18 protein-coding genes are annotated in these 18401 nt (G+C 30.1%); 13 read left to right on the forward strand and 5 right to left on the reverse strand.

The features are described from left to right. Positions 1 to 176: 176 nt before the first annotated feature. The gene (locus WHD54_RS07975; protein WP_088324690.1) at positions 177 to 1208 is read left to right on the forward strand and encodes a rhodanese-related sulfurtransferase; all 1032 of its coding nucleotides are present in this window, start codon (positions 177 to 179) and stop codon (positions 1206 to 1208) included. Here the strand turns inward: WHD54_RS07975 and WHD54_RS07980 are convergent, their stop codons facing one another. From WHD54_RS07980 to WHD54_RS07990, 4 genes are read right to left on the reverse strand one after another with little or no spacing between them, the layout of a single operon-like run. Beyond that, complete coding sequence (locus WHD54_RS07980) at positions 1209 to 3587, reverse strand: outer membrane beta-barrel protein (RefSeq protein WP_088324689.1); 2379 nt, start codon at positions 3585 to 3587, stop codon at positions 1209 to 1211. It abuts the gene before it with no gap. After that, complete coding sequence (locus WHD54_RS11875; RefSeq protein WP_088324688.1) at positions 3559 to 3903, reverse strand: carboxypeptidase-like regulatory domain-containing protein; 345 nt, start codon at positions 3901 to 3903, stop codon at positions 3559 to 3561. Before WHD54_RS11875 ends, WHD54_RS07980 begins: the two co-directional genes overlap by 29 nt. 7 nt (positions 3904 to 3910) lie before the next feature. Continuing rightward, positions 3911 to 4654 carry a GLPGLI family protein gene (locus WHD54_RS07985; RefSeq protein WP_088324687.1) on the reverse strand — a complete coding sequence of 248 codons (744 nt, stop codon included), beginning with the start codon at positions 4652 to 4654 and terminating at the stop codon, positions 3911 to 3913. Between the two features lie 50 nt (positions 4655 to 4704). Next, the gene (locus WHD54_RS07990; protein ID WP_143744278.1) at positions 4705 to 4941 is read right to left on the reverse strand and encodes a hypothetical protein; all 237 of its coding nucleotides are present in this window, start codon (positions 4939 to 4941) and stop codon (positions 4705 to 4707) included. A gap of 646 nt (positions 4942 to 5587) precedes the next feature. On the opposite strand from WHD54_RS07990, the gene WHD54_RS07995 reads away from it, so the two are divergent. The 10 genes from WHD54_RS07995 to WHD54_RS08040 all read left to right on the forward strand — a co-directional run bounded on the left by WHD54_RS07995 (position 5588) and on the right by WHD54_RS08040 (position 15727). Next, entirely contained in the window at positions 5588 to 7045 is a 1458-nt protein-coding gene (locus tag WHD54_RS07995; RefSeq protein WP_088324685.1) for a PSP1 domain-containing protein, read from the forward strand. Beyond that, entirely contained in the window at positions 7023 to 7520 is a 498-nt protein-coding gene (locus WHD54_RS08000) for a gliding motility lipoprotein GldH (protein WP_088324684.1), read from the forward strand. Before WHD54_RS07995 ends, WHD54_RS08000 begins: the two co-directional genes overlap by 23 nt. Positions 7521 to 7522: 2 nt before the next feature. Continuing rightward, positions 7523 to 9814: a penicillin-binding protein 1A gene (locus WHD54_RS08005; protein ID WP_088324683.1), complete on the forward strand. Its 2292-nt coding sequence runs from the start codon at positions 7523 to 7525 to the stop codon at positions 9812 to 9814. Positions 9815 to 9832: 18 nt separating this feature from the next. After that, the gene (locus WHD54_RS08010) at positions 9833 to 10534 is read left to right on the forward strand and encodes a CoA transferase subunit A (protein ID WP_088324682.1); all 702 of its coding nucleotides are present in this window, start codon (positions 9833 to 9835) and stop codon (positions 10532 to 10534) included. A gap of 405 nt (positions 10535 to 10939) precedes the next feature. Further along, positions 10940 to 11596, forward strand: coding sequence for a 3-oxoacid CoA-transferase subunit B (locus WHD54_RS08015; RefSeq protein WP_088324681.1), 657 nt, complete (start codon positions 10940 to 10942; stop codon positions 11594 to 11596). 91 nt (positions 11597 to 11687) lie between these two features. Continuing rightward, positions 11688 to 11834 carry a hypothetical protein gene (locus WHD54_RS08020; protein ID WP_340766799.1) on the forward strand — a complete coding sequence of 49 codons (147 nt, stop codon included), beginning with the start codon at positions 11688 to 11690 and terminating at the stop codon, positions 11832 to 11834. 24 nt (positions 11835 to 11858) lie between these two features. After that, entirely contained in the window at positions 11859 to 12620 is a 762-nt protein-coding gene (locus tag WHD54_RS08025) for an exodeoxyribonuclease III (protein ID WP_088324680.1), read from the forward strand. Positions 12621 to 12646: 26 nt separating this feature from the next. Further along, on the forward strand, positions 12647 to 14134 hold the full coding sequence (locus tag WHD54_RS08030) for a lytic transglycosylase domain-containing protein (RefSeq protein WP_317043159.1): 1488 nt from the start codon (positions 12647 to 12649) through the stop codon (positions 14132 to 14134). Between the two features lie 4 nt (positions 14135 to 14138). Then, on the forward strand, positions 14139 to 15122 hold the full coding sequence (locus tag WHD54_RS08035; RefSeq protein WP_088324678.1) for a DUF4837 family protein: 984 nt from the start codon (positions 14139 to 14141) through the stop codon (positions 15120 to 15122). A gap of 107 nt (positions 15123 to 15229) precedes the next feature. Continuing rightward, positions 15230 to 15727: a DUF1761 domain-containing protein gene (locus WHD54_RS08040; protein WP_088324677.1), complete on the forward strand. Its 498-nt coding sequence runs from the start codon at positions 15230 to 15232 to the stop codon at positions 15725 to 15727. Between the two features lie 66 nt (positions 15728 to 15793). On the opposite strand, the gene trpS is transcribed toward WHD54_RS08040, so the two are convergent. Next, on the reverse strand, positions 15794 to 16762 hold the full coding sequence (gene trpS / locus WHD54_RS08045; protein ID WP_088324676.1) for a tryptophan--tRNA ligase: 969 nt from the start codon (positions 16760 to 16762) through the stop codon (positions 15794 to 15796). 390 nt (positions 16763 to 17152) lie between these two features. On the opposite strand from trpS, the gene WHD54_RS08050 reads away from it, so the two are divergent. After that, positions 17153 to 17743 (forward strand): lysophospholipid acyltransferase family protein, encoded by a 591-nt coding sequence (locus WHD54_RS08050; protein ID WP_233131023.1) that lies wholly within the window; start codon positions 17153 to 17155, stop codon positions 17741 to 17743. Then, the gene (trhA, locus tag WHD54_RS08055; protein WP_088324674.1) at positions 17740 to 18381 is read left to right on the forward strand and encodes a PAQR family membrane homeostasis protein TrhA; all 642 of its coding nucleotides are present in this window, start codon (positions 17740 to 17742) and stop codon (positions 18379 to 18381) included. Before WHD54_RS08050 ends, trhA begins: the two co-directional genes overlap by 4 nt. Positions 18382 to 18401: the final 20 nt, after the last annotated feature.

Below are 18401 nucleotides of genomic sequence, written 5' to 3' on the forward strand. Positions count from 1 at the left end.
TTTAATTTTAAACTTTATGATATATCCGAATTTAATTCGTTGAAACAAATATGTGTTTAAAAGATATAGATAAATAAAGGATTACAATTTTCTTTTTAAATAATATTTGTAGTTTTGTAGCACTTTTAAAAAAACTGGAATGAGTTCAGTTTATAATTTAACCTAATTCGTATAGCATGCAACTGTACAATAAGTTAAGTGCCAAAGAGCGCGCTGCATTAATAGATGAGGCTGGCAAAGACCGCCTAACAATTTCTTTTTATCAATATTATAAAATAGAAAACCCACAATTATTTAGAGATAAATTGTTTTTAGAGTGGAACGCTTTAGAGGTACTTGGGCGAATTTATGTTTCTTCTGAAGGTATAAATGCACAACTCTCTGTGCCATCAGAAAATTTATATGCTTTAAAAGATCAATTAGATAGTATTTCTTTTTTAAAAGATATTCGATTAAACATTGCTATAGAGCAACACAACAAGTCTTTTTTAAAATTAAAAGTAAAAGTACGCGATAAAATTGTTGCAGATGGTTTAAATGATGATACGTTTGACGTAACCAATAAGGGAGTGCATTTAAATGCTAAGGAATTTAACGAAATGCTCGTAAATCCTGATACCATTTGTGTAGATATGCGAAACCATTATGAGAGTGAAATAGGGCATTTTGATGGCGCAATTACTCCAGATGTAGATACGTTTAGAGATTCTTTAGATATTATCGAAGAAGATTTAAAAGACAATAAAGAAGATAAAAATTTATTGATGTATTGTACTGGCGGTATTCGTTGCGAAAAAGCATCTGCCTATTATAAACACAAGGGTTTTAAGAATGTTTTTCAGTTAGAAGGTGGTATTATAGAATATACAAGACAGGTAAAAGAACAAGGAATTGAAAATAAATTTATTGGTAAAAATTTTGTGTTTGATCATCGAAGGGCAGAAAAAATTACAGAAGATGTAATTGCAAATTGTCACCAATGTGGTGCTCCCTGTGATACTCATACAAATTGTGCTAACGAGGGCTGCCATTTGCTTTTTATACAATGTGATGCTTGTTCAGAGAAAATGGAAAATACATGTTCTACAGATTGTCAAGAAATTATTCATTTGCCTTATGACGCTCAAAAAGAACTTAGAAAAGGCAAACACGCCAGCAATAAAATCTTTAAAAAAGGTAGAAGTGAGGTGTTGAAGTTTAAGAGATAGTTAATCTAATTTATAACTTACCTTAAACATTATAATTCTTGGAAGTATAAAAGTTCTATTGTCTGAAACTAGAAAATCTGTAAAAGAACTATTTCTTCTAAACTTATTATTTAAAATATTATTTGCTGAAACTTCAAAACCCCAAAGACTATTTTCTTTTTGATAATATAAAGAAGCGTTCAAAAAATAGTTTTGATTGCCAGAATTTTGGGATATGTTTTTAAATTTTTGAAGAGAATAATTCGAATTAAAGATAAAATCTTTTAAAAAATCATACTCAATATTTATATCTAGATTATCATTTTCAAAATTTGTTTCATTTAATTCTGTAAGGTAATTATCAAAACTCTTCTCATATGAAATTTCTAAATTTGGTAACTTATAAAAATTCGTTTTTATGTTACCTCCTAAAGAATAGCTTTTAGAGGTGTTTGTTTGTAAAACGGTATTTAAAACTTGTAGAAATTTCGAATAAGAGTTGCTACCATTTAAAGAAAGTTTAAAATCGCCATAATTTTTACTAACCCTTCCATTAAAAGAAATGTTTTCATCTGCATTTCTAATTAAGATAGGTTCAGAAATAAAATTAATACCTTCTAAAGTATTTGTATTTCTAATGCCATTATTTGTTTTTTTGTAAGATAACGAAAGGTTATAATTTAGCTTTTTAGACATGCTAAATTTATAATAATACAATGAAAATTGATGATACAATTCATTCTCCAAATCAGAATTACCTCTGTAAATACTATTAAAATTGGTTAAAGTATAATTTTCTATCAATTTTGTTACAGACGGAAATCTAACTTTTAAATTGTATCTAAAATTTATTTTTTCACTTCTTTTAATATTATATTTTAATGTTATTTCTGGTAAAATATATTTTTTATCTAAAGATTGTTTTGTGTTAAATTGTTTTGTATTTCTTATATAATTATGATAAAATAAACCCGCATTAAAAATCAATTTATCTTTTTGGAATTTTATATTGCTACCTACATATGTATTTGCAAATTTGAAATTTATATCATTACCAAAACCAGCGTCTGCAAAATTATTTAAAGAACTATCTGTAAGCTGTTGATATTCATCTGTAAAATAATTGTCATTATAATAATCTGCACCTAAAGTAGTATAAAGGTGCAAAAAATTACCTAAAACCCAATAATGTTTTAATAAAGAAGAAACGCTTTGTGAGTTTGTGTTTTTATCTTTAAAAATAGAAAAATTATCTTCATTAATTATAGGGATAAGGTTTTGAAAAACATTATTATTAGTATTCCAATTAATATTGGTTGTACCTTTTGCGTAATTAAAATTAGATAAAAAAGTAATGGTTTGTTTTTCTGTTATAGATTTATAGAATTCTAAATCTTGTCTAAAACTTATACTTTCTGCATTTAAATTTGTAAAAATATTATTTTGTATGGTGTTAAAAGTTGTTTCTATTTCGTTTAAGGTACTATTTTTAGAATATTTTAAAAAAGAAGTAGCTTTAAATTTTGTACCATCTTCTTGGGTGTTGTCTAATGTAATTTTATTAATAACAAACTCATTATTTGGGTTTTGTCTTTGAACTCTAAATTCATTTAAACTCCCATTATTATTTAGGTAAATGTTATTATTCTGATTTTCTAATTCATTATCACTTTTAGAATAAATAGTATAACCAATTAAATCTGTATGATCATTTAGTGTATAGTTTATATTAAAACCACCAAATGTATGGTTGCTGTCTTTAAAATTATCATTGTTTAAAAATTGAGAAAAATCATCATTTAGTTTAGAGAAATATGCTTTAGGATTTAGTAATATTTTACTGTAACCACCTTCAAAATCTAAATAATCTTTAAAAGTAAAAGATTTTTTACCTGTATTGTTTAAGTCTCCAATAAAATTGATGCTTTTTTTTGGGCTATAATAAAATAAACTTGGGTGTAATACCTTTCTATCTGTAATACCTAAACCTACTTCTACATCTCCAAACCAAAACTTTTTTTTATCTTCTTTTAATTTTATATTCATTGCTAATTCATTAGAATCTTCCAATCCTTTTAAAATAGCAACTTCATTGTAATTGTCTAAAATTTCAATTTCATTTACAGCATTTGCTGGTATGTTATTTACAGCTAATTTGCTATCTCCTGTAAAAAATTGTTTATTTTCTACCAATACTTTTGTCACTCTTTTTCCTTGGGAAAACACATTTCCTTTTCTATCTACTTCAATACCAGGTAGTTTTTTTAAAACATCTCTAAGTTTACGTTCTTCACCAGTTATAAATTTATCTGTTTGGTAGGTAACAGTGTCTTTTTTTATGCTGACAGCTAATTTTGCGTTTACTTTAATTTCATTTAGAAGTTCTTTTTTTTTTTTCAAGAATATAATTTTTTGAAAAGTTTTTATTTGCGGTAAATTTTATTTTTTTTTTCTTAAAACCTAAACAAGTAATACTTATGTTGTAAGTTATACCTTTCATTAAAGATAATTCAAAGTTTCCATTTTCATCAGAAAAAGTATATTTAATATTTGTGTTTCCTTTTGGTTCTGCAATTATATTTGCATAGCTTATAGGTTGATTTAAGTTGTCTAAAATTTTGCCTTTATATTTGATTAGAGATTGCGTGAATAAGTTTTGGGTTATAAAAAGAGAATAAAAAAAAATCTTATAAAATTTATTATTTAATATTATCATTTTCAATTTATTTCTGTCTTTTTTTCGAATTACCTCTTATTTTTTCTAAAGTTTTTTTTCCATATTTCTTTAGAAAGTCTTTAATAATAATTGAATCAAATTTTTTGTCTGAAACTTCTAAACCTACTTTAGGCTTATTGATTAACACTTTTTCAGGAGTATTAATATATTTAATATTGTCAGCAATAAAATAGTACCCATCTCTTTGTGCTATTATGACTAAACCAGGTAAACCATCTATACCCGCAGGTCCAAATTGAAATGGAATATCTAAAGTATACCAAACTGTGTAATTTTGAACTATATTAATACCTCTAGCCTCATCATATTTCTTATATATACAAAAAGCTTTATAACATAAATATTTACCAATTTGTTTTCTTTCGTTCGTAAGTTTCCAATCATATTTAATATCTTCTTTTAAATATAGATTATTTTGAAATTCTATTTGATTTATTTTTTCTTTATTAATCAAATTTTTGTAAAAAACACCACCACCACCACCTTGTCCAATAAATCTTCTGTTTTCTCTATCAATATCGGATAGCATTTTTTTGTCTAACTTGAAAATACTTTCAGTTTTACTACATTTTAGAGTGTAGCTTAATCCTTTTAAAATGGTTGGGGGGGTGTTAGATTTATCTTTAATCATTTTTAGTCCTTTTAAATAAGTGACTTCAATTCCTATTGTATTTTGGGAGTTTATTGTACTAATTAGACATATAAAAATAAAGGTAAGTATCTGTTTCATCTTGGTAAATTTTAAAAGAGGTTATAATTAATTTACAACCTCTTTTGTGTTTATGGTAAATATACAAATTGTGGCGTCTCGATATTTCCATTTACTGACTCACAAGCATCTTGATACCAATCAAAAGCTTCTCTCCATTCATTAAAATTCATAGCTCCAAAAGCAGCTTCCTCTGCATTTGCAGCTGCTTTTGCATAATCTGCACAATCTTTTACGTATGCAGTTGTTACTGCATTCATTGTTAGTGATGTACAAACAAATAATAAACCTAATATTACTTTTTTCATTATATTATTTTTTAAAATTATTAAATTAATTGTTAGAACGCAAGTATTGCGTTCGGTATAGCATACAAGAATATCTTCTTGTTAAAGTTCTTAATAAAATTTAAAAAAGAATGTGCGCAATTTTTAAAACATTCTTTTTCTTTTTTGCTAGCAAGTTTTTAGAAAGTAAAATGATCAGTTTTCTATCCAAAAACATTCAAACCTAAAAAAAAAAAATAGAACTACACAAGAAAATAGCATATTTTTTTGATTTATAGGCAAATATCCCTGAATTCAGGGATTAGAATTATAACAAAATGTTTAAAATAAAACTTTTAGTATGTTTTTAAACAGAAATTTGTAATTACAAATTCTAATTCAATACCAACAAATTCTAAAAACTAGCATAATTCTTAAAATTACTCAATTACATTTATACAATAATTTACTAAAAAAACAATCTTAATTACTTTAAAAAACCTATTTTTTCATTCTTAGAGATTGTGTATATTTACAGATTAGTGAATACGAGATAGTGTTATTATACACATCTGATAATCAAAATTATGAACATACTTGGTTGTTTGTTTTAGTTGCTGGTTTTTGGTTTTAGTCTATCAACCAAAAACTATTAACCAACAACCAACCAAATAAAATATAAAATTACATGGCATGTGGAAGTTGCGGTACAACAGAAAATGGCGTACCAAGAGGATGTAAAAGTAATGGAAATTGTGGTACAGGAACTTGTGGAAGTGGTAGTAAATTAGCCGTTTTCGATTGGTTGGCAAACATGACATTGCCTTCTGGTGAAGAGCGTTTTAATATTTTTGAAGTCCGTTTTAAAAACGGAAGAAAACATTTTTATAAAAATCCAGACAATTTACCCATAACCATGGGAGATATTGTGGCTGTAGAAGGCAACCCTGGGCACGATATTGGTACAGTTTCTTTGGCAGGAGAATTGGTAAAAGTGCAAATGAAAAAGCGCAAAATTACTGAAGACCATGAAGATGTAAAGAAAATTTACAGAAAAGCAAGCCAAAGAGACATAGATATTTGGCAACAGGCAAGAGCCAAAGAAGAAGAAACCCAAAGAAGAGGAAGAGAAATTTTAGGCCGTTTAGGCTTGCAGATGAAATTGTCTGACGTAGAGTATCAAGGAGATGGTAATAAAGCAACCTTTTATTACACTGCAGAATCGCGTGTAGATTTTAGGCAATTAATTAGAGATTTAGCGAGTGCATTTTCTATTCGTGTAGAAATGAAACAAGTTGGTGCAAGACAAGAAGCAGCACGTTTAGGTGGTGTAGGGTCTTGTGGTAGAGAGCTTTGCTGTTCTACTTGGCTTACAGATTTTAGAAAAGTAACCACTTCTGCGGCACGTTACCAGCAATTGTCTTTAAATCCTTTAAAGTTAGCAGGGCAATGTGGAAAATTAAAGTGTTGTTTAAATTTTGAATTAGATACCTATTTAGATGCTTTAAAAACTTTCCCGAAACAAGATGTGGTACTAAAAACAGAAAAAGGAGAAGCTGTTTTTGTAAAAATGGATATTTTTAAAAAGCAGTTATGGTATACTTACAAAGAAGAACGTTTTAAATGGTTTCAGTTAACTTTAGACCAGGTTTTAGAAATTATAGCTTTAAATAAGAAAAACGAAAAATCAATGTCTTTAGAAGAATATGAATCTGACATTGAAATTCCGGTAAAAGTCGATTTTGAAGATGCAGTTGGTCAAGATAGTTTAACGCGTTTCGATGCGCCAAAAAAGAGTAAGAGACGAAAAAATAATAGAAATAAAAATAAGAAAAAGCCGGTAATAGCAGCCACTACAAAAACAGCGCCTGCAAACAACACAAAAAAAAGACCACAACGAAAGCCTCAGGTAAAAGCAGCAGCAAAATCATTAGACAAAACAGCTACCAATAAACCGCTAGAAAAATCGAACAAACAAAAACACAAGCCAAGACCAAGACCAAAGGCAAAGGCTTCTAACAACAATAATTCTTCTAAACCTTCGGCAGATAATGCAGAAGTAAAGAAACCTAATAAACCTAGAAATAGCAATAATAAAAACCGTAAAAATTCGAGCTCGAAAGATGCAAATAATTCAGAAAAATAATATAATCTTTCTTATTATGGCCTTTTTTTTAATGTCTAGCTGTACAGATAATATTGTATTTAATCAATACAAAAGTATAGAAGATGCCTCTTGGAGCGCAACTAAAAATATCGATTTCGAATTTTCGGTATCAGATACCACATCGGCAAATAACCTATTTATAAATTTAAGAAATAACAGTAACTATTCATTTAGTAATTTATATTTAATAACCACACTCAAATTTCCTAACAGTACGAGCGTAATAGACACCCTTCAGTATGAAATGACAACACCATCAGGAGCTTTTTTAGGAACCGGTTTTTCAGAAATTAAAGACAACAAACTTTTTTACAGGCAACAAAAAGTTTTTCCTTTTTCTGGAAATTACATTTTTTCTGTAAGGCATGCCATGAGAAAAAATGGAGAAATCCATCCTATAAAAAAATTAGAAGGTATACAAGAAGTTGGGTTTAGCATCGAGAAAACGAAGTAACAATGACAAAAAAAGAGACAGTAAGTTTTAAAAAATATCTAAAATGGTTTTGGGGGATTATTTTAGGGGGTTTTACTATTATTCTAGTATTATTTTTATATACCGCTTGGGATCCTTTTAACGTTTTGCCCTCTTTTGAAGAATTAGAAAATCCGCAAACTAATTTAGCTACAGAAGTTATATCTATAGATGGTAAAACAATCGGTAAATATGCTACAGAAAACAGAACACCTATCCATTTTAGAGAGTTACCAGACAACTTAGTAAATGCATTGGTGGCAACAGAAGACGAGCGTTTTTATGAGCACTCCGGCATCGACTTTAGAGGTACTGCAAGAGCTGTTTTAAAGCCAGGAAGTGGTGGTGCAAGTACTATTACACAACAATTGGCCAAAAATTTATTTACCAAACAACGGTCTAGCAATAAAATAAAAAGAGTATTGCAGAAAATGAAAGAGTGGGTGGTTGCTACAAAACTAGAAAAGCAATATACAAAGCAAGAAATTATTGCAATGTATTTAAACACGCAAGGTTTTTTGTTTAATGCCTCCGGAATTCGCTCTGCTGCAAGAATTTATTTTGGTAAAGAAGCAAAAGATTTAGATTTGCAAGAATCTGCTATTTTAGTAGCCATGCTAAAAAATCCAAGACAATACAATCCGAATAGAGAGGTATCTAAGAAAAAATCTTTACAGCGTAGAAATGTTGTTTTTGCACAAATGTTCAAAAACGGATTTTTATCAGAAAAAGAAAAAGATTCTTTACAAAAGTTGCCTTTAAAAATTAACTACACACCAGAAAATCATAACGAAGGGTATGCCACGTATTTTAGAGGACACTTGCAAAAAGTTATGAGAAGTTGGGTAAAAACTCATCCGAAGCCCAATGGAGAGGAATATGATATTTTTAGAGACGGACTAAAAATTTATGTAACTTTAGATTCTAGAATGCAACAATATGCAGAAGAAGCAGTAACCGAGCATATGCAAAACTTGCAGCATTATTTTTTTAAAGAGCAAAAAAGAAATAGAACAGCTCCTTTTTATGATATTGAAAAAAGCGATATTGATAGAATTCTAGAACGTGCCAAGAAAAATTCCGATAGATATAAAAGGCTAAAACAAGCAGGTAAATCCTCTAAATATATAGATGAGGTTTTTAAGAAAAAAACTGCTATGAAAGTGTTTTCTTATAAGGGAGATTTAGATACAATTATGTCTCCTTTAGACTCTATCAAATACTATAAATATTTTTTGCGTTCTGGGTTGTTATCAATAGAACCACAAACAGGTCATATAAAAGCTTGGGTGGGTGGTGTTAACTACAAACATTTTAAATATGATGCTGTAGAGCAGCAAAAAAGACAAGTAGGATCTACTTTTAAACCATTTGTGTATGCAACGGCAATTAATCAATTAAAAATGTCTCCCTGTGATGAATTTCCGAATGTTCATTATACAATACCAAAAGGTAAATACGGAATTCCTGAAGAATGGATGCCCGATAATTCGAATAATAAGTATGGCGGAATGTTAACATTAAAAGCAGGTTTGGCAGGCTCTGTAAACACCATGTCGGCAAGACTTGTAGATAAAGTAACTCCCGAAAATGTTGTTCGACTCGCAAAATCTGCAGGTATCGAAAGCGATATTCCTGCAAACCCATCTATTGCGCTAGGTGCTGTAGAGCTTTCTTTAATAGAAATGGTTAGCGCCTATGCTACTTTTGCCAATAAAGGTTTGCGCGTAAGCCCAATGATTATTACACGAATAGAAGATAAAAACGGAACAGTTTTAGAAGAATTTACACCTCAAACTCAAGAGGTTTTAAGTGAAGAATCGGCCTATGTAGTGCTAAATTTACTAGAGGGCGTTACCGAATCTGGTTCTGGTGTTCGCTTACGGACTTCTCACACTTCTGGTGGTAAGGCTGTTACAGGTTTTCCATATTACTTTAAAAACCCTATTGCAGGAAAAACAGGTACGACACAAAACCAGTCCGATGGTTGGTTTATGGGAATAGTGCCAAATTTAGCAACTGGTGTTTGGACAGGTGGCGAAGATAGATCTACTCATTTTGCTGGAATTACAAAAGGTCAAGGAGCCACAATGTCTTTGCCATCTTGGGCATTATTTATGCGTAAATGTTATGCGGATACGAGTTTAAATATTAGTATGGAAGAGTTTGAAAAACCAGAAAATTTATCGATTAGAGTAGATTGTGGTGAATTAGCTGATGCCGATAAAAATAAAGAAAAAGACAATCAAATAATTGAAGAAGACACCGATTTTTAACCCTTAAAATAAGTACAAATGATTCAAAAAAAAGTAGCAAATGTGCAAGAGGCATTAAAAGGAGTTCAAGATAATATGACTTTTATGTTGGGCGGTTTTGGTTTGTGTGGAATTCCAGAAAATGCCATTGCAGAGTTAGTTCGGTTAAATGTTAAAAATGTTACTTGTATTTCTAACAACGCTGGGGTTGATGATTTTGGATTGGGACTCCTTTTAAAAGGAAAACAAGTTAAAAAAATGATATCCTCTTATGTTGGTGAAAACGACGAATTTGAAAGACAAATGCTATCTGGAGAGTTAGAAGTAGAATTGACACCACAAGGCACTTTGGCAGAAAAATGCAGAGCAGCACAAGCAGGTTTTCCTGCTTTTTATACACCAGCCGGGTTTGGAACAGAAGTAGCCGAAGGAAAAGAAACGAGAGAGTTTGATGGTAAAATGTATGTTTTAGAACATGCGTTTAAAGCAGATTTTTCATTTGTAAAAGCATGGAAAGGAGACGTTGCTGGGAATTTAATTTTTAAAGGAACTTCTAGAAATTTTAATCCAAATATGTGTGGCGCCGCAACTATAACTGTTGCAGAGGTAGAAGAATTAGTACCCGTTGGTGAATTGGACCCTAATAACATTCACATACCTGGTATTTTTGTGCAACGCATTTTTGAAGGAAAAGAGTACGAAAAAAGGATAGAGCAGCGAACTGTGCGTAAACGTAATTAGTTAGATTACTAATGTAGCAATTCTGAAAATAAAGAATTTCTGTTGTAGATAATACAACGAAGTTACATTATAAAGTATAACGAGCATTTAAAAGCTAAAAAAAGGCTTGTAATTTCTCGTTAATTTTTAAAATCTATTGCAAGAATTAGTACACATATGTGTATGGTACAAAACGCTAAAGTTTAAGGTGATTTTATTTAAAAATAAAATTCCAAAAAAGAATTTGAAGAAACCAAATATTGGTTATCTCTATGTTAAAAATCTCTACTCATGCTCAATCTATAGAATTTGAAAATCTATGAGTAAGTAGTAAGATTAATTATTTATAAAATAGTAAATACAAGTATTGAGTTTTTATAGCAGAATTGATACATTGTTAAATTATTTAATTGATACAATAATATTATGTTAGATAAAAATGGAATTGCAAAAAGAATTGCACAGGAAGTTAAAAATGGTTTTTATGTAAATTTAGGAATAGGAATACCTACGTTGGTAGCAAACTATGTTCGTGATGATATAGAGGTAGAATTTCAATCTGAAAATGGTGTTCTAGGAATGGGGCCTTTTCCGTTTGAAGGTGAAGAGGATGCAGATATTATTAATGCAGGAAAGCAAACAATAACCACGCTGCCTGGAGCTAGTTTTTTCGACTCTTCGATGAGTTTTTCGATGATTCGTGGCAAACATGTACATTTAACCATTTTAGGAGCTATGGAAGTTGCTGAAAATGGTGATATTGCCAACTGGAAAATACCAGGTAAGATGGTAAAAGGAATGGGTGGTGCCATGGATTTAGTAGCGTCGGCAGAAAATATTATTGTAGCAATGATGCATACAAATAAACGCGGAGAATCTAAAGTTTTAAAACGCTGTTCATTACCACTAACAGGTGTTGGTTGTGTTACAAAAATTGTAACAAATTTAGCTGTTTTAGAAGTTAAAAATAATCAATTTCATTTATTAGAAAGAGCACCCGGTGTAACTGTAGAAGAAATTAAAAAAGCTACAGAAGGAACTTTAATTGTGACGGGAGAAGTGCCTGAAATGAACTTAATATAAATAGACTATGGAGCTTTTTAAAAAATTTTATTGGCTGATTACGCCATTTTTAATAGTTCTTTTTATGTATGTAATAGAACATTTTTTTCATATGAAAGAAATAGGAATAAATACCGCTATTGCTGTTTCTTTAGCTTATTTATTATCGCCAAGAGTAAAAATTGTTCAAAAGCAGCATGGAGAGGAAGAACAGATAAAATGGCTATTTTTTAAAAAGGTAATCAATAAAAAAATATAAATTTTTAGCAACTTTAAAGAACTTATGAAAATAATATCCTATAATGTAAACGGAATTCGTGCAGCTCTAAAAAAAGGTTTTTTAGTATGGTTACAAGCGGCAAAACCAGATGTTATTTGTATACAAGAAACCAAAGCTCATAAAGATCAACTAGATCTAACTGCATTTGAAAATGCAGGATATCCTTTTCACTATTGGTTTTCTGCACAAAAAAAAGGATATTCATCTGTTGCAATTTTATGCAAAGAAAAACCCAAAAATGTGGTGTATGGAACAGGTATCGAAACCATGGATTTTGAAGGTAGAAACATTAGGGTAGATTTTGATGAGGTTTCTATAATGAGTATGTATTTGCCTTCTGGTACAAATTTAGATCGCCTAAATTTTAAACTGAATTATATGGATGAATTTCAAGACTATATGAACAACTTGAGGTTAGAAATTCCGAATTTAGTAATCTGCGGAGATTATAATATTTGCCATGAAGAAATAGACATCCACAATCCAAAAATGAAAGGAGTTTCTGGATTTTTACCAGAAGAAAGAACTTGGATTGGTAACTTTATAAAAAGTGGGTTTATAGACAGTTTTCGTTACTTAAACCCTACAAGACAAGAATATTCTTGGTGGAGCTACAGAGCCAATGCCAGAGCCAATAACAAAGGTTGGAGATTAGATTACGCAATGGTGTCTGCTCCTTTAAAAGAAAAAATTTCTAGGGCATATATTTTACCAGAAGCAAAGCACTCAGACCACTGCCCAATTGCGGTTGAGTTGAATGTTTAATTGAATAGAAACAAAATAATAGTATTTTGAAAAAATTTATAGTACTTCTCTTAGCAAGTTCGTTTAGTATGTTTTCACAAGCAATAACGGATTCTATCCCAAAACAAATTACCACAGAAGATTTATTTTCTGATTTCGATATTGCCTTGATAGATAGTTTGTTAATGGACTCTAAATACAAATCTCCATTATACCAGCGTTTTTCATATGTATTAGAAGATAGCGATACAATTAATGATAATGAAGTGGTATTGTCTACAGAAATTTTAAAAGAAAGATTGCAACATATAAATGCAAAAACTCCTTTTCATATTGCGTATAACCCAGCGTTAGAAAAAGTTATTAAATCGTATTTAAAATATCGTAAAAGATATTATCCTGCATTAATGGCTAAAGCAGCTTATTATTTTCCAATGTTCGAAAAATATTTAGATCAATACGATATTCCTTTAGAAATGAAGTATTTGGCAATTGTAGAGTCTGCGTTAGATCCTACAGCAAAATCTAGAGTTGGAGCTACTGGGCTGTGGCAATTTATGTATGCTACAGGTGTGCAGTATAATTTAAAAGTTAGTTCTTATGTAGATGAACGTCAGGACCCAGTTTTAGCTACGATTGCCGCGTGTAAATATTTGTCTAATTTATATGATATTTTTGGAGATTGGGATTTGGCATTAGCGGCTTATAACTCTGGCCCAGGTAACGTTTCTAAAGCCATAAAACGTTCTGGTGGTTACAGAAACTATTGGAATATTCGCCCTTTTTTACCTACTGAAACAGCAGGATACGTTCCTGCATTTTATGCAACTATGTATCTTTTCGAGTATCAAAAAGAACATCAGTTAGTTGCCAATACTCCTCAAATTCGTGCTTTTGAAACTGATACAATTCAAGTTAAAGAAACGATAAGTTTTGAACAGATTTCAGAAATTACCGGAATGAATTTAGAACTTATTCAGTTTTTAAATCCGAGTTATAAACTAGATATTATCCCTTATCTTCCAGAAAAAAAGTATGTACTTACACTGCCTCGAAAAAATAGCTTCCAATTTATAGAAAACGAACAAGCAATATATGCCTTGGCACTTGAAGATGCTGCAAAAAGAGAAAAGCCATTACCTAAATATTTTGAAATGGATAAACGCATTCGTTACAAAGTAAAAAGTGGTGATTTTTTAGGCAAAATTGCCAATAAGTTTGGAGTACGAGTGTCTGATATAAAACGATGGAATCGGTTAAAGAATAGTCGATTAAAAATAGGACAAAGGCTTAGTATTTATCCAAAAAAATTGGCTTTTACCAAACAAGAAAATCAAAAGTTAACCAAAAAAAGAAGTGTAAAAAACGCAAAAAAAGCTGCATTTAAAACTTATATTGTTCAGAAAGGAGACTCTCTTTGGAAAATTTCTAAGAAGTTTAAGAATGTTTCTACGGAAGAAATAAAAAAGTGGAACAATATTTGGGGTGTTAAAATTTTAAAACCAGGAACTAAACTAAAAATATACAAAAGCTAATTTTATGAAAAAAATATTTTCAATAGTTGTAGTAATTATTTTATTTGCAGCATGTAAAGGAAATGATAAGTTTGTTTTAAGACAATCTTTAGGGAAATTAAATAAAGTAATGGTTGTTTCCGATGCCAATGATTGGAACGGAGATTTGGGTTCAGAAATTAGAAACTCATTTGGTGAGCTTGTGGTGGGTTTACCACAGCCAGAACCTACATTGTCTGTTTCTCAAATACCGCCAAATGCTTTTAGTGGTATGATGAAAGCCTCTAGAAATATTTTAATTATTGGGGTAGGAGAGAAAGAACAGTTTTATATTAAAAAAGATATTTATGCGCAGCCTCAAACTCTTGTATACGTATATGGTACTAGTGATGCAAGTGTTTTAGGAATGTTTAAAAAGCATAAAAAGGAAATTATAGATACTTTTATTGCTGGTGAAATAGCCATGACACAAGCTGTTTTTTCTGAAAGATTACAAGGAGTTCCTGAGTTTAAAACCTTAAAAAAATTAGGTGTTTCTTTTATCATACCAAATAATTATAATGTAGTAGATGATACTGGAGATTTTTTATGGTTAAGACATCATTTAACCAGTGGTATTGCAAAAACTGGTAGCAACAACATTTTAGTATATTCAATTCCATTAGAAGATGAAACTAAAGTGGCAGATAGTATTGTAAGTGTTCGCAACAGATTTGGTAAAAAATACATACCAGGTACCGATGAAGAAACTATGTACATGATAACCGAAGAAGCCTATACGCCTTTTACCTATGAAACCACACTAGATGGTAAAAAGGCTTATGAAACCCGTGGTAAGTGGGAAGTGAAAAACGATTTTATGGCAGGGCCATTTTTAAACTATTCTGTTATAGATGCCAAAAATAATAGAGTGGTTGTTTTTGAAGGTTTTACCTATGCCCCTTCTGTAAATAAGAGAGCTTTTCTTTTTGAACTAGAAGCAATTGGTAAATCTATGAAGATTAACTAACAGCATTGCTAACTAATATTTTACAAGCTACCTGAAAATATATTTTTCAGGTAGTTTTTTTTAATGAGAATGATTATATTTGAGAATCAACCTTAAAACTTTTAATTATGGACATGAATTTTTCAGTGTTATTTATTAGCGCAATTATACCAATGTTTATTGGTTTTATTTGGTATGGCCCTCTTTTTGGGAATGCTTGGATGAACCAAATGGGGTTTACAAAAGAGTCTTTGGAAGGAACAAATATGGTAAAAGTACTTATTATTTGTTATGTGGTTAGTATATTAATTGCATCTGCATTAATGCAAATGGTAATTCACCAAATGGGCGTATATTCTACCTTAGCAGGAGAACCAGGTTTTAGCGAAGGTACCGGAAGTACTTTTAGTTATTTTCAGGATTTTTTAGCTCAGTACGGAGATCGCTTTAGAACATTTAAACATGGTGCATTTCATGGTATTTTGTATGGTTTATTTTTAGTTACACCTATATTAAGTATACAAGCAATGTTTGAAAGGAAAGGGTTTAAATATATTGCCTTAAATGCTGGTTATTGGATAGTAACATTAGCTATAATGGCAGGCGTTATTGCACAATGGGTGTAAATATAAGTTTTTGCCATAAAAAAAATCCCTTTTTAAAAAGGGATTTTTTTATACTGCTAATTCAATTTAATAGCCTATTTTTTCTCGTAACCTTTTTAAAACGCTATTGGCAGTAATTGTTGCTTTTTTCGCTCCAATTTCTAGTGCAGCATCAATTTCGTGTTTATTTTCCATAAAGTGATGGTATTTTACGCGAATGGAGGCAAACTTCTCTAAAATTAATTCATATAATGCTTGCTTTGCGTGTCCATAACCATAATTTCCACCTTCGTAGTTTTTACGCATTGCTGCAATTTGAGTGTCTGTAGCAATTAATTTATAAAGAGCAAAAATAGCATCAGTATCTGGGTTTTTAGGTTCCTCTAAGCTTAAGCTGTCTGTCTTAATACTCATAATTTGCTTCCGAAGTTGTTTATCTGTTAAAAAAATATTGATGGTATTATTCCTAGATTTACTCATTTTTTCGCCATCTGTACCAGGAACTAATTTTGTAGTTTCTGCAATTTTAGCTTTCGGCAACACAAATGTTTCTCCGATACTATTATTTATTCTGCTAGCAACATCTCTTGTTATTTCTAGGTGTTGCAATTGGTCTTTACCAACAGGTACTATTTCTGCATCGTATAATAAAATATCTGCAGCCATTAACATTGGATATGTAAATAACCCTGCATTTACATCTTCTAAACGGTCCGATTTATCTTTAAAACTATGAGCTAGCGTAAGTCTTTGGTATGGAAAAAAACAGCTTAAATACCAAGTAAGTTCTGTGGTTTGCGGTATATCACTTTGTCTGTAAAATACTGTTTTTTTTATATCTAAGCCACAGGCAAGCCACGTAGCAGCAGTACTATAGGTGTTTTCTTTTAATATTTTTCCATCTTTAATTTGAGTTAAAGAGTGCATATCTGCAATAAATAGATATGCATCATTTTCTGGATTATTGGCCATTTCTACCGCAGGTAAAATAGCTCCTAACAAGTTTCCTAAATGTGGCGTTCCTGTACTTTGTACACCTGTTAATATTCTAGACATTACTATTGTTTTATTATTGATATATAAAAAAGTATCTTTTTTTGTAAAATAGTAGATAACTGTTTTAGGCGGTAAAAATAAGGTTTTGATTAGTAAAATCCATAAACAAAAAGAATATTCCTATTTTTGTTTTTCTAAAATTAGAACGAGTGTTATATTTTAGAGAAATATCACTTTTTACAAAAAAAACAAAAGCCATTATTTGTAATGATTTTTTTAAAAATTTTTAAAATTCCTTTTCTTTTACTGTGGCGATTTTGGTTTTATCTTTTATTATTTATTACCATATTAATTTTTTTTCCATTTTTATTGCTTTTTACAATCAATAAAAAACACTATCATATATTCTGGAAATTTGCTAGAATTTTATCTAAAATTCTTATTTACGGAATGGGTTTTAGAATTCATTTAGATAAAAAACAATCGTTAGAAAAAAATAAAAGCTACATGATTTGTGCAAATCATGCCTCTTTATTAGATCCTTTTGTTTTAATTGCTATTAGTAAAAACCCTATAGTTTTTGTTGGTAAAAAAGAGTTGGCAAATATTCCGGTTTTTGGTTTTTTCTACAAAAGAACCGTAATTATGGTCGATAGAAGTAGTGCCGAAAGTAGAAAAAGAGTTTTTAAAATGGCAAAAGAACGACTTAAAAATGGTGTTAGTATGGCTATTTTTCCAGAAGGTTTGGTGCCAACTGAAGAGGTTGTTTTAGCGCCTTTTAAAAAAGGAGCTTTTAGTTTGGCTATAGAATTTAAGATACCTATTGTTACACAAGTTTATTTTGATTGTAAGCGATTTTTTTCATGGAATATCTATAAAGGAAGACCTGGTGTACTTCGTGTTAAGCAACATAAATTTATTTCAACAGATACCTTAAAAGCAACACAAGTAAACGATTTAAAAGAGCAAACCTTTCAATTAATTTTTAATGATTTGTTAGCAGATAAGAAATATATGAAAGATACCAATAGAAAAAAATGAGCGAAAAATTAAATTACTATTACGAAGCATTGGAAGAAAAACTAAATGTGATATCTCACGCAATTGGTTTTATACTAAGTGCTGTGGCATTTCCTTCTTTGGTATATAAAGCTTTAGATTATGATGGTTTTTTAAAACCGATTAGCTTCCTAATTTATGGAGCTAGTTTGTTATTGCTCTACGCAGCTTCTACACTTTATCATGCGGCTAAGAATCCTAAAAAAAGAAGAAAACTAAATATTTTAGACCATGCAGCTATTTATGTTTTAATAGCAGGAAGTTTTACGCCATTTTGTTTGGTAACTTTAGGTAATAAACCTATTGGCTTTTATCTTTTTATTTTTATTTGGATTTTTGCTTTGATAGGTGTTATTCTGAAACTTTTTTTTACAGGTAAATTCCAAAAATTATCAACTGCAATGTATCTTTTAATGGGGTGGCAAGTAGTATTTTTTATAAAGCCCTTAATAGAAAACCTGTCTACTTTCAATTTAAATTTATTATTTGCAGGAGGTTTTTTTTATAGTATTGGTGCCGTTTTGTATGCTATTAAAAAAATTCCTTACAATCATGCTATTTTTCATGTTTTTGTACTTTTAGGCAGTATATGTCACTTTATTGCTATTTTTAATTTATAGGTTCCAATAGCAAGTTTTTA

The sequence above is a fragment of the Polaribacter tangerinus genome, assembly GCF_038024095.1.
Lineage (GTDB): Bacteria > Bacteroidota > Bacteroidia > Flavobacteriales > Flavobacteriaceae > Polaribacter > Polaribacter tangerinus.